Source organism: Brevundimonas sp. (genome assembly GCF_036677305.1).
GTDB lineage: Bacteria > Pseudomonadota > Alphaproteobacteria > Caulobacterales > Caulobacteraceae > Brevundimonas.
In genome coordinates this window covers 1-12,245 of sequence record NZ_JAKFEB010000257.1, presented here as the reverse complement: position 1 = coordinate 12,245, position 12,245 = coordinate 1, and the positions used below count along the sequence as shown (strand labels likewise).

Sequence of the window (12,245 nt, the reverse complement as noted above, 5' to 3'; positions counted from 1 at the left end):
GATCTGGACTCGGCTGTCATCGTCGCCCTCGGCTGCAATGACAAGGGGGCCTGGGCCGACTGCCGCGAGGCGCTGGAGGCCGCCCTGGCGCGGTTCCGCTCGGAGGGGATCGACATCGTCGCCCGCTCGTCATGGTGGGCGTCGGCGGCCTGGCCCGACCCGACCGATCCGCCCTTCCTCAACGGCGTGGTCATCGTCCGCACCGGGCACGAGCCGCACGACCTCATGGCGGCGCTCGGGCGGATCGAGGAGGCGTTCGGCCGCCAGCGCGGCATGCCGAACGCGCCGAGGACGCTCGACCTCGATCTGATCGCCTATGGGCGGCTGACGGGCATGCTGGGCTCTCTGGTCGTTCCACACCCCCGGGCGGCGGAGCGGCGCTTCGTCATGGGACCGATTGCGGAGATCGCGCCGACCTGGCGGCACCCGGACGGGGGGAGGGCTGAGGAGCTCGCCGCGTCGGCTTCGGTCGGAATCGACGCCGCACCCCAGCGCTGACGCCTCATTCTCGCCCATGCGGCGTTGCACAATTGGGCCTGACCCTATAGTTTGTGCGGTTCTCCCCCCGCGCCCGAGGATATTCATGGCTCGCGTCACTGTCGAAGACTGCATCGAGAAGGTGCCGAACCGGTTCGGCCTGGTTCTGCTGGCGGGCAACCGCGCCCGCGCCATCGCCAACGGAGCGCCGCTGACGATCGATCGCGACAACGACAAGAACCCGGTCGTGGCCCTGCGCGAACTGGCGGACGACACCGTCAAGCCGGACGACCTGCGCGAGACCGTCATCGTTGCGCTGCAACGTGTCGACGAACGCACCGAAGCCGAGGACGAGGCCGAGATCGTGGGCCTGCTGGCCGAGCCCCAGCACATGAACATGGCCGAGGCCGAGCTGATCCGTGCGCTGCAAAGCGACCGCGACGGCGGCCAGGAGGAACGCTACTGACGGCGGAACCCGCCAACGGTATCACCATCCTGCCGGCGCGGCAGCCCGCGCCCACGCCCGAACCCGCCAATATCAACGACCCCGGCGGTCCGCGTCCTCACGTGGATCCGACGGATCATCCGCGTTCCAAGGTCCTGCGCCAGTTCGAACTGGTCGAGGCCGTTCGCGCCTATGACCCGACCGCGGACGAGGCGCTGCTGAACCGCGCCTATGTCTATGCGATGAAGATGCACGGCTCGCAGCTGCGGGCCTCGGGCGATCCCTATTTCGCCCATCCGATCCAGGTCGCCGGCATCCTGACCGACTACCGGCTCGACACCGCCACCATCGTCACCGCCCTGCTGCACGACGTGGTCGAGGACACATCGGCGACCCGCGACGATATCGCCGAACGGTTCGGCGAGGAGGTGGCCTCGCTGGTCGAGGGCGTGACCAAGCTGTCGCGGCTGGAGCTTCAGGCCGAGCACACGCGTCAGGCCGAGAACCTGCGCAAATTCATCCTCGCCATCTCCAAGGACGTCCGCGTCCTGCTGGTGAAGCTGGCCGACCGCCTGCACAACATGCGGACGCTGAAGCATGTCAAACCCGAGAAGCGCGAACGCATCAGCCGCGAGACGCTGGAAGTCTACGCCCCGCTGGGCCGGTCGATCGGCATTCATTCGATCGCGTCCGAGCTGGAAGAGCTGGCGTTCGAACACCTGAACCCGACCGCCCGGACCGCCATCGAGCGCCGGCTGGAAGCGCTGAAGCTGGAGCATGGCCGCGCCATCGACGGCGTGTCGCGCGAGGTCGAGCGGGTGCTGTCGGAAGCCGGGGTCAAGGCCCAGGTCTTCGGCCGTCAGAAGACGCCCTATTCGATCTGGCGCAAACTTCAGCGCAAGTCGGTCGGCTTCTCGTCCCTGTCGGACATCTACGGCTTCCGCGTCCTGGTCGAGGCCGAGGACGACTGCTATCGCGCCCTGGGCGTCATCCACCGAGCTTGGCCCGTCGTGCCCGAGCGGTTCAAGGATTTCATCTCGACGCCAAAATCTAACAATTACCGCTCCTTGCACACGACTGTTGTGGGGCCGTCTGGACTGCGTATCGAGATGCAGATCCGCACCGAGGCCATGGATCGCGTGGCCGAGGACGGCGTGGCGGCGCACTGGGCCTACAAGAACAAGTCCTACGGCTTCGACCAGGAGGCCATGGAGAAGGACGGCGGTCGCGATCCGCTTCAGAACCTGCGCCACCTCGTCCAGGTGATCGAGCACGGCGAGGGCGGCGAGGACTGGGTCGAGCACGCCAAGCTGGAGATGTACCTCGAACAGGTCTTCGTCTTCACGCCCAAGGGCTCGCTGATCACCCTGCCGCGCGGGGGCATGCCGCTGGACTTCGCCTACGCCGTCCACACCGAGGTCGGCGATACGGCCGTGGGCGCCAAGATCAACGGCGAACTGAAGCCGATGCGGACCCAGCTCCAGAACGGCGACGTGATCGAGATCGTGCGCGGGACGAAGCGGGAAATCCCCGTCGACTGGCGCTCCCTGACCGTCACCGGCCGCGCCCGTTCGGCCATCCGCCGCCACATCCGCACCTCGGAGCGCGGCGAGTTCCAGAAACTGGGGCGCGCCACCCTCGAACAGACCCTGTCGCGGGCCGGCAAGGCGCTGGCCGAGGTGTCGCTGAAGGCGGCGCTCGAGACCCTGTCCTTCGCTTCGGAAGACGATCTGTTCGAGGCCATCGGCCGCGGCCGCCTGTCGGCGGCCAAGGTCGGCGAGACCCTGTTCCCGGCGCTCAAGGGCCGGCTGAAGGCCGGGCCTGACCGCAAACGCATCGGCGACGAACAGGCGCGTCTGTTCGTGCGCGGCGGCGGCCTGACGCCCGGCGTCAGCGTCCATTTCGGCCACTGCTGCTCGCCCGTGCCCGGCGACCGCATCGTCGGCATTCTCGAGCCCGAGGCCGGCCTGACCGTGCACACGATCGACTGCCAGCGGCTGGCCGACTTCACCGACGACGATTCCGTCTGGCAGGATCTGCAATGGACGCCCCAGGCGGAGCAGGGGGCCGTCGCTTCCGCCCGTATCCGGGCCACCATCAAGAACGCGCCCGGCGTCCTGGGTCAGGTGGCCACGATCATCGGCGAGGCCGGCGGCAACATCCTGAACCTCGTCATGAGCCACCGGCAGCAGGACTTCTTCGACGTCGATATCGACATGGAGGTCGAGGACGCCAAACACGCCACCGCCATCATGGCGGCCCTGCGGACCAATCCGTCGGTCGATACGGTGGAGCGCGCGAGGGGGTGAGCGAGTCCGATCGCCCCGTCAACGCCGCCCAACTGGGTTCGCCCTCCTACCGGCTGGCCGCCCTGGACCAGGAGTTCCTGCTCGGCGATTCGATGCGCGGCGTGCGCTTCCTGATGGAGTACGCCAAGGCCGAGGACGCCCTGCGCGCCTGGGGCGTGCGCTCCACGATCGTGGTCTTCGGCGGCGCCCGGGTGCGCGAGGGCCAGGCCGGAAAGCACGGCTACTGGTACGACCAGGCCCGCCAGTTCGGGCGGATTGCCTCGGAGCGGGGCGGCGCCCTGCGCGGCGCGGTCGGACAGCCGCGCGACAATGTCATCGCCACCGGCGGCGGTCCCGGCGTCATGGAGGCCGCCAATCGCGGCGCGGCGGATGTCGGCGCCCCGTCGGTCGGCTTCAACATCACCCTTCCGCACGAGCAGGAGCCCAACGCCTGGTCGACCCCGGAGCTGACCTTCCAGTTCCACTACTTCGCCATGCGCAAGATGCATTTCGCCATGCGCGCCAACGCCCTGGTGGTGTTCCCGGGCGGGTTCGGCACCTTCGACGAACTGTTCGAGATCCTGACCCTGCGCCAGACCGGCAAGGAGCGGGCGATCCCGATCGTCCTGGTCGACAAGGCCTACTGGACCTCGGTCGTGGGCTTCGACGCCCTGGTCGAGCACGGGATGGTGGCCCCGGCCGACCTCGAGCTGATCAGCTTCGCCGAGGACGCCGAGGGCGTCTGGGCCGAGCTTCTGGCGCGCGGTCTGCGTCCCGGCGGCGAAAGCATGCCCGATCCCCATCAACCTCCGCTTCAAAGCGAGACCGTGACGGGGTAGGGGAGGCGTCATGACCTCAGACGACGTACTCGACGAATTCCGCAACGCCGGCGCCCTGCGCGAAGGCCATTTCGTGCTGTCCTCCGGCCTGCACAGCCCCGTCTTCCTCCAGAAGAACCTCGTCTTCATGGACGCCGAACGCTGCGCCCGCCTGTGCAAGGCGCTGGCGGAGAAGATCACGGCGGCGGTCGGTCCGGTCGACGTGGCCATCTCGCCCGCCGTCGGCGGCATCATCCCGGGCTATGAGACAGCGCGCTGGCTCAAGGTCCCGTCGATGTACGTCGAGCGCGAGGGCGGCGAATTCAGACTGCGCCGCGGATTCCATGTCGAACCCGGCCAGAAGGTCGTCATGGTCGAGGACATCGTCACCACGGGCCTGAGCTCGCGCGAATGCATCGCGGCGATCAAGGCGGCCGGCGGAGACGTCGTCGCGGCGGCCTGCATCGTCGACCGTTCCGGCGGTCGCGCCGACGTCGGCGTGCCCCTGGTCGCCCTGGCCACCCTCGACGTGCCCGCATACTCCGCCGACGCCCTGCCGCCCGAACTCGCCGCCCTGCCGGTTCAGGACCCCGGCAGCCGCCGGCTGGCGAAATAGGAGCGAGGCGGATGGCCGGACGGGTCAGGCTGGGCGTCAATATCGACCACGTCGCCACGGTGCGGAACGCCCGCGGCGGAATCCATCCCGACCCTGTGCGCGCCGCCCGCGAGGCGCTCGCCGCCGGGGCGGACGGCATCACGGCCCACCTGCGCGAGGATCGCCGCCACATCACCGACGCCGACATCGCCGCCCTCAGCGACCTGTGCGCCGGGGCCGGACGGCCGCTCAACCTTGAAATGGCCGTCACCGAGGAGATGCTGGCGATCGCCCTGCGCCACCGTCCCCACGCTGCCTGTCTGGTGCCCGAGCGTCGCGAGGAGGTGACGACCGAAGGCGGCCTGGCCGTCGCCGGCCACGAAGCCCGCATCCAGCCCGTCGTGAAGGCCCTGGCCGACGCCGGCATCCGCGTGTCCCTGTTCATCGAACCCGCGCGCGAACAGGTCGAGGCCGCCGACGCGGTCGGCGCCCAGGTGGTCGAGTTCCACACGGGCCGCTACTGCCACCTGTCCGGCGACGACCGCGCCGTGGAGTTCGAACGGCTGCAGGCCGCCGCCACGCGCGCCTTCGACCTGGGGCTGGAGGTCCACGCCGGCCACGGCCTCGACTACGTCACCGCCGCCCACATGCTGGGCATTTCCGAGATCCGCGAGCTCAACATCGGCCATTTCCTGATCGGCGAGGCCGTTTTCGTCGGCCTGACCCCGGCCATCCACCGCATGCGGGCCGCCATGGACGCCGCTCAGTGATCGTCGGCGTCGGCGCGGATCTGTGCGACATCCGCCGCATCCAGCGCTCGCTCGACCGCTTCGGTGACCGGTTCAAGCAGCGGTGCTTCACCGAGCTGGAGCAGACCCGGTCCGACCGCAAGCCTGATCCCGCCTGGAGCTACGCCAAGCGGTTCGCGGCCAAGGAGGCCTGCGCCAAGGCCCTGGGCACGGGCATGCGGGCGGACGTCTACTGGCGCGACATGGGGGTGGTGAACCAGCGCTCGGGCCAGCCGACCCTGGCCCTGACCGGCCATGCTCGTGACCACCTGCTAAGGCTTACACCCCCCGGTCATGAGCCCCGGATACATCTGACGCTCAGCGACGAGCACCCGTATGCACTCGCCTTCGTGGTGATCGAAGCCTTGCCGATGGCTTAATCACGTTATACCGATTTTGCCGCAAAGACCGCGGAACAGCGGCTGGGGAACAATTCGAGATGAGCGACGAGCACAAGCCGCACGACGACCATGGCCATGCGGGTCATGACGATCACGCCCCCGCCGCGCCCGACGCGCACGGGCATGACGATCACGCCGCCCATCCCGGGGCCGACGCCCACGGGCATGGCCACGACGATCATGCGGCGGCGGACCACGGCCACGACGATCACGCGCCGGCCGCGCACGGTCACGACGACCATGCTCACGGGCATGACGACCACGCCGTTCATCCGGCGGAAGAGCACGGCCATGGGCATGACGACCATGCCCCGGCCGCGCACGGCCATGATTCACACGCTCATGACGACCACGGCCATGACAGCCATGCCGCGCCCGTCGCCGCAGCCGCCGCCGGCGCGACCGTCGCCGCCGCCGCTGCGCACAAGCCGGTCTGGAGCGACGCGGGCGACGCGCCGTTCGAGGACGTCGACAGCACGCCCGTCTACGCCCGCGGCAAGGGCGGCAAGAAGAAGTCCGGCGGCGGAAGCGGCGAGGGCTTCGAGTTCGTCAAGACGATCTTCTTCGCCCTGCTGATCGCCTTCGTCCTGCGCGTGATCCTGTTCCAGCCCTTCACCATCCCGTCGGCCTCGATGGAGCCCAACCTCTCGGAAGGCGACTACATCGTCGTGTCCAAGTGGAGCTACGGCTATTCGAAACACTCGATCCCGTTCAGCCCGCCGGTCTTCGACGGCCGCGTCATGCTGCCCATGGTCAGCCAGGCGCCGCAGCGCGGCGACATCGTCGTCTTCAAGCTGCCGCGCGACAACAAGACCGACTACATCAAACGCCTGATCGGCCTCCCGGGCGACCGGGTCCAGATGATCAACAATGTGCTGCACATCAACGGCGCGCCCGTTCGCGACGTCGTCGTCAGCGGCGCCGATGTGACCAATATGTACGGCATGCCCATCGTGCGGATGCGCGAGACCCTGCCGGGCGGCAAGACGATCACCATCCAGGACTTCGGCCCCGGCAATGATCTGGACGACACCCCGGTGTTCGAGGTCCCGGCCGGCCACTACTTCATGATGGGCGACAACCGCGACAACTCGATCGACAGCCGCGTCGAACAGTCCCAGGGCGTCGGCCTCGTCCCGGCCGAAAACCTGATCGGCAAGGCCGAGATCATCCTCTTCTCCTGGTCGCCCGGCGCCTCGCTGTGGAACCCGATCAGCTGGTTCCAGAAGATCCGCCCGAGCCGGTTCTTCACCGATCTCGACTGATGGCTGACCGGCGGGCCGAGGCTGTCCGGGCGCTTGCGCGCCGCCTCGGCCACGACTTCCGGGATCCGGCGCTGCTGGATCTCGCCCTGACCCACGCCAGCGTGGGGGAGGGGGCCGAGCGCGACGCCCGCGGCCGGCTGTTCGCAGACAATCAGCGGCTCGAATTCCTGGGCGACCGGGTGCTGGGCCTGCTGGTCGCCGACCACCTGATGCGGACCTACCCGGACGCTGACGAGGGCGAAATGTCCTCGCGCCTTCACGCCCTCGTCGACAAGGCCGCCTGCGCCCGCGTGGCCGAGGCCGTGGGGGTGGGCGACGCCATCCGCCTGTCGCCCGGAGAGGCGAAACAGGGCGGCCGCCGCCGCGAGGGCGTTCTGGGCGACGCCATGGAGGCCATCCTGGCCGCCGCCTGGTTCGACGGCGGCATCGATGCGGCCCGCGCCGTCTTCGACAAAACCTGGGCGGATGAACTGGCGGCCCCGCCGCGCAAATCCCTGACCAATCCGAAATCGGCCCTGCAGGAGTGGGCCCTGGCCCACGCAAAGCCTTTGCCCGTCTACCGTATCGTCGATCGGAAGGGCTCCGATCACGCCCCGACCTTCTCCGTCGAAGTCAGCGTGACCGGATATCCGCCCTTGACCGCGCAAGGCCGTTCGCGTCAGGACGCGGAGAAAGCGGCCGCCGTCGGCCTGCTGCAGCGTGAAGGCGTGATTTGACCAACCCAGAAAACCAGAGCGCCGGCTTCGCCGCCATCATCGGCGCCCCGAACGCCGGGAAGTCCACTCTGGTCAATCGTCTGACGGGCACCAAGGTCTCGATCGTCACCCAGAAGGTCCAGACCACGCGCTTCCCCGTGCGCGGCATCGCCATCGAGGGCGACGCCCAGATCGTGCTGGTCGACACCCCGGGCATCTTCACCCCCCGCCGCCGTCTGGACCGCGCCATGGTCGCCTCGGCCTGGGGCGGCGCCTCGGACGCCGACGTGGTCGTCCACCTGATCGACGCCGCCTCGCACATCGCCTCCGAAGGCAAGGAAGGCCAGGCCGCCGACCGCCGCTCGGCCGAGGACACCGAGACCATCATCGCCAACCTCAAGGCGACGAACACCCAGGTCATCCTGGCGCTTAACAAGATCGACGGCATGCGCCGCGACACCCTGCTGGCCCTGTCGCACGCCATGTTCGAAACCGGCGTCTATTCCGAGGTCTATATGATCTCGGCCCTCAGCGGCGACGGCGTCGACGACCTCAAGCAACGTCTGGCCCGGGCCATGCCCAAGGGCCCGTGGCTCTATCCGGAAGACCAGTCGGCCGACGTGCCGATGCGCGTCCTGGCCGCCGAGATCACGCGCGAGAAGGTCTATCTGCGCGTCCACGAGGAACTGCCCTATTCGGCGGCCGTCGAGACCACCTCGTTCGAGGACAAGGCCGACGGCTCGGCCCGCATCGAACAGACCATCTATGTCGAGCGCGAGAGCCAGCGCCCCATCGTGCTCGGCAAGGGCGGCCAGACCCTCAAATGGATCGGCCAGAAGTCGCGCGAGGAGCTGACCGAGCTGCTCGACCGCCCCGTCCACCTGTTCCTGACGGTCAAGGTCGACCCGAAATGGCAGGATTCCCGCGCCCTCTACGCCCAGTTCGGGCTGGATTTCGACGTCTAGACCACCGTGTTCAACGTACCCAGAAACGCCGGGGGCCATCCCCGGCTTGTGATCGCCGTTCTGGCCGCCGGGCTGATCATCGCCGCCGGCCTGTTCGCCTGGACCACGGCCCAGGCGCCGGCTGCCGTGCCGGAACCCGAGCCCCTGCCGCCGCGCCCGCCGGTGGAGGTGGTCGAAACCCTGCCGAAGCTGAAGGCCCAGCTGGACCGCTGGGGCGGCTCGGGCCAGTTCACCGGCGGCGTTCTGGTCGCGCGCGGCGATCAGGTCCTGTTCCGGCAGGTCCACGGCTTCGCCGACCGCAGCCAGGGAACGCCGCTGCAGCTGAACTCGCGCTTCCGCCTGGCCTCGATCAGCAAACAGTTCACCGCCGCCGCCATCCTGCGTCTGCAGGACGAGGGCGTGCTGTCGACGCACGATCCGCTGTGCAAATGGATCCAGCCCTGCCCGCCGGCATGGGAGCCGATCCGGCTGTATCACCTGCTTTCGCACAGCTCGGGCGTGCCCGATCTGATGGCCCGTCCAGGCTGGGGAATACGCCGCGTGACGCCGGCCACGGCTGAAGAACTGACAGACGAATCAAGGAAGTACGGCCTGCAGTTCCCGCCGGGAACGAAGGTGCGGTACAATAACGCCGGCTACAACCTGCTCGGCGCCGTGGTGGAGCAGGCCTCGGGCATGCCCCTTCACGACTACCTCCGGAAAGCCTTCTTCGAGCCGCTGGGCATGAACGACACCGGCTATGACGACGGCCTGTCCGACGTGGTCATGGGCTACGCCAACCTCGGCGGCGGCGGCCCGTCGCCCCAGCCGGACGCCAATGTCAGCATCATCTTCGCCGCCGGCGCCCTGTATTCGACGCTGGACGACCTCCTGGTCTGGGAGCGGGCCCTGCATCGCGGCCATCTGCTGACCCCGCGCAGCTACGCCATGATGATCGCCGACCACGCCCCGGAGAGCACCCCGTCCGAACGGGGCCGCCACCGTCGCGACTGGGGCTTCGGCGTGTTCGTCAACAGCATCGGCCAGCGCGTCTCGCCGCCCTTCCTCGACCGCCAGATCTTCCACACCGGCAGCTGGTCGGGCTTCCGCAATCTGATGACTTACCAGCCCGACGAGGACGTCACCGTGATCGTCCTGTCCAACAACTATCACTCGCGCGACGCGGTCTTCCTGCTGTCGCAACAGGGCATGGCCGAGGCGCTGGGGCGCGAGGTTCCGACCGGGATGGCGCGCTGACGCTCAGTCGATCGCCAGCGGGAACGAATGGTGCTCGTGCGCGACGGTCCAGCGACCGTCCTGTTTGCGAAGTCCGAGGGTGAGCCGCAGCCGGCTGTCGGGATCGCGGCGGAACCCCTCTTCGGTCCCGCACCGCAGCAGGGCGTGGGCGAAGGCGACGTCGCTTCCGGCGGTCACCTCCAGGGTCACGACCTCGAACACGGCGCGTTTCTGGTACTCGAAGAAGACCGGCCAGGTGTCGCGATAGGCCGCAAGGCCGCGGACCTCGTTCGGGGGCGGCACGTCGAACATGACGATGTCGTCGGCGTGGTCGGCGAGCACGGCCTCCATGTCGCCGGCGTGAACCGCCTTAGCCCAGCGGTCGATCAGGCCGCGGATCTCCGTCTCGTCATCGGTGAGGCTCATGCCCACGCCGCCGGAGTCTCGCCCGTCTCCCGCGCCCATCGCGCGCGGCGGGCCAGTTCGCCCTCGCCCGGATCGTCGCCGCCGAACGATCCCGTCCGAACCTCGCCATCGCGTTCATAGCGGCTGATCACCACGCCGGTCGCGGACTGGCGCGTCTTCACCATCGTCCAGGCGTGCGGCTGCGAGCCGTCGTCGAACAGACGCTTTCCCTTCCCGAGGACCAGCGGGAAGGTCAGCACCGTCAGCTCGTCGATCAGATCCGCCGCCAGCAGGGCGTGGATCACCTCGCTGGAGCCCTGGATCAGCAGGTCCCGGCCCTCCGTCTGTTTCAGCGCGCGCACCGCGGCTGCCGCATCGCCTTCGAGCCGGTGACTGCCGGTCCAGGTCATCGGCGTGTCCGGGCCGGCCACGACGTATTTCTCGATGGCGTTGAACTTCCGCCCGATCTCGTCGTCCATGAAGGGCCAGTAGGCCGCGAAGATTTCATACGTCCTGCGGCCCAGCAGCAGGTCGTAGTCCTCGCCCATGGCCTCGCCCATCAGCTCGCCGACCGTGTCGTCCCACAGGGGCGCGACCCAGCCGCCGAAGGCGAAGCCGCCGGTCGGATCCTCGGTGGGCCCGCCCGGGGCCTGGATGACGCCGTCCAGGCTGACGAAGGTGGCGGCCCTGATCTTGCGCATGATCCTCGCTCCTCGCTGGCGGGCTAGAAGAATCCCGGCGGGATCGGCCGGGTGGCGTCGTCGAGGAACGGCAGGATCATCGCCGCCAGCAGGGCGGGGTCGCCGAACACATCGATGTGCGAACTGGCCGGCAGTATGGCCAGCCGGGCGGGCGGCGGCTCGGTCAGGAAGGGTTGGGACGCGCGCGCCGTCTCGCCCCCGCCCCGCAGCCGGTACAGCTCGACGGCGTGCTCCGGCCGGACGATGTCGTGATCGCCGATGATGATGAAGGTCGGCGCCGTCAGGGCGCGGATATTGTCCGCCGACCAGTCCTGGCCCGCGTCCATGACCTTGATCTTGTTGACCACGGACGGGAAGGCGTCCGGGTTCGGCGACTGCCGCCTGAACTCCCGTTCCATGACCGAGCCGGCGAACACCTCGGGCGTGATCTGGGCCATCTGCTGGGCGAAGCCGGGCAGGTTGCCGGCTTCGTTGAAGCTGACCGAGGCCAGGACCAGATGTTTCACCCGGTCCGGATGTCTCAGCGCCAGCTGAAGCGCCGCGCCGGCGCCCATCGAATAGCCGACCACATCGGCCTGCCCGACACCCGCATCGGCCAGGACGGCGGCGGCGTCGTCGGCAAGGGCCTGGTAGGTGATCGGGCCGGGCAGGTCGCCGGTGCGGCCGTGGCCCCGCTGGTCGACCACGATCAGGGGCCGGCCGGCCAGAAGGTCGGTCAGCGGGCTCATCGCATCCGCCGACATGAAGGCGCCGTGCAGCACCAGCAAGGGGGTCTTGCCGGTCTGCGGATCGCCGATGACCCGATACCGGATTTCGCCGCCCTCGACGGCGACGGAATGGTCGGTCGCCCGGGCCGCGGCGGCCGCGACAGGGGCAGGGGCGGGTTCTTGCGCCACGGCGGGCGAGACCGCCGCGACGGCCAGCACGGAGGCGGCGGCCAGAACGGCGAAGGGGATCAGTGACGGTCGTGTCATCGGGTCTTCTCCTTCTTCGGAATTTTGGTCGGGTCGCCGAGGTCGGCGTTCAGGGCCAGGGCCGTCCGGGTCAGGGCGACGACCGTCTCCGGATCGACCGTCTCGCCCTCTCTCAGGATGACGGAGGCCATTTCGTACTGGCCGCCGGGCTTGAGGCCCGGTTCGATGTCGCGCAGCCGCTGGCCGCGCCAGAAGCCGAACACGATCCGCGCC

General features: G+C 68.9%; 14 protein-coding genes and 1 pseudogene. 11 read left to right on the top strand and 4 right to left on the bottom strand.

Going from position 1 to position 12,245, the window contains the following annotated elements; genetic code table 11:
- The 11 genes and pseudogenes from folK to V6M42_RS14705 form a co-directional block, all read left to right on the top strand.
- The coding region (gene folK, locus V6M42_RS14755; protein ID WP_332679191.1) for a 2-amino-4-hydroxy-6-hydroxymethyldihydropteridine diphosphokinase at positions 1-498 on the top strand (498 nt) is incomplete at its 5' end.
- Between the two features lie 85 nt (positions 499-583).
- Complete coding sequence (gene rpoZ, locus V6M42_RS14750) at positions 584-943, top strand: DNA-directed RNA polymerase subunit omega (RefSeq protein ID WP_332659623.1); 360 nt, start codon at positions 584-586, stop codon at positions 941-943.
- A gap of 101 nt (positions 944-1,044) precedes the next feature.
- On the top strand, positions 1,045-3,231 hold the full coding sequence (locus V6M42_RS14745) for a RelA/SpoT family protein (protein ID WP_332659622.1): 2,187 nt from the start codon (positions 1,045-1,047) through the stop codon (positions 3,229-3,231).
- On the top strand, positions 3,228-4,049 hold the full coding sequence (locus V6M42_RS14740; RefSeq protein WP_332679190.1) for a TIGR00730 family Rossman fold protein: 822 nt from the start codon (positions 3,228-3,230) through the stop codon (positions 4,047-4,049). Before V6M42_RS14745 ends, V6M42_RS14740 begins: the two co-directional genes overlap by 4 nt.
- 10 nt (positions 4,050-4,059) lie before the next feature.
- Positions 4,060-4,644 carry an orotate phosphoribosyltransferase gene (pyrE, locus tag V6M42_RS14735; protein WP_332679189.1) on the top strand — a complete coding sequence of 195 codons (585 nt, stop codon included), beginning with the start codon at positions 4,060-4,062 and terminating at the stop codon, positions 4,642-4,644.
- Positions 4,645-4,655: 11 nt separating this feature from the next.
- A complete protein-coding gene (locus V6M42_RS14730; protein WP_332679188.1) occupies positions 4,656-5,393 on the top strand; it encodes a pyridoxine 5'-phosphate synthase in 738 nt (245 codons plus the stop codon).
- Positions 5,390-5,791 (top strand): holo-ACP synthase, encoded by a 402-nt coding sequence (gene acpS, locus V6M42_RS14725; RefSeq protein ID WP_332679187.1) that lies wholly within the window; start codon positions 5,390-5,392, stop codon positions 5,789-5,791. The genes V6M42_RS14730 and acpS overlap by 4 nt, the downstream gene beginning before the upstream one ends.
- Positions 5,792-6,333: 542 nt before the next feature.
- Positions 6,334-7,077: pseudogene (lepB, locus tag V6M42_RS15325) on the top strand (signal peptidase I); the annotation flags it as partial.
- Positions 7,077-7,793 carry a ribonuclease III gene (gene rnc / locus V6M42_RS14715; protein WP_332679185.1) on the top strand — a complete coding sequence of 239 codons (717 nt, stop codon included), beginning with the start codon at positions 7,077-7,079 and terminating at the stop codon, positions 7,791-7,793. The pseudogene lepB and the gene rnc, both read left to right, overlap by 1 nt.
- Positions 7,790-8,737, top strand: coding sequence for a GTPase Era (era, locus tag V6M42_RS14710; protein ID WP_332659614.1), 948 nt, complete (start codon positions 7,790-7,792; stop codon positions 8,735-8,737). The genes rnc and era overlap by 4 nt, the downstream gene beginning before the upstream one ends.
- Before the next feature lie 6 nt (positions 8,738-8,743).
- Positions 8,744-9,973, top strand: coding sequence for a serine hydrolase domain-containing protein (locus V6M42_RS14705; protein WP_332679184.1), 1,230 nt, complete (start codon positions 8,744-8,746; stop codon positions 9,971-9,973).
- 3 nt (positions 9,974-9,976) lie between these two features.
- On the opposite strand, the gene V6M42_RS14700 is transcribed toward V6M42_RS14705, so the two are convergent.
- The 4 genes from V6M42_RS14700 to V6M42_RS14685 all read right to left on the bottom strand — a co-directional run.
- Entirely contained in the window at positions 9,977-10,378 is a 402-nt protein-coding gene (locus V6M42_RS14700; protein WP_332679183.1) for a YybH family protein, read from the bottom strand.
- On the bottom strand, positions 10,375-11,058 hold the full coding sequence (locus tag V6M42_RS14695; protein ID WP_332679182.1) for a dihydrofolate reductase family protein: 684 nt from the start codon (positions 11,056-11,058) through the stop codon (positions 10,375-10,377). The genes V6M42_RS14700 and V6M42_RS14695 overlap by 4 nt, the downstream gene beginning before the upstream one ends.
- A gap of 23 nt (positions 11,059-11,081) precedes the next feature.
- Positions 11,082-12,032: an alpha/beta fold hydrolase gene (locus V6M42_RS14690; protein ID WP_332679181.1), complete on the bottom strand. Its 951-nt coding sequence runs from the start codon at positions 12,030-12,032 to the stop codon at positions 11,082-11,084.
- Positions 12,029-12,245 (bottom strand): hypothetical protein (locus V6M42_RS14685; RefSeq protein WP_332679180.1); only part of this gene is annotated, 217 nt, incomplete at its 5' end. The genes V6M42_RS14685 and V6M42_RS14690, both read right to left, overlap by 4 nt.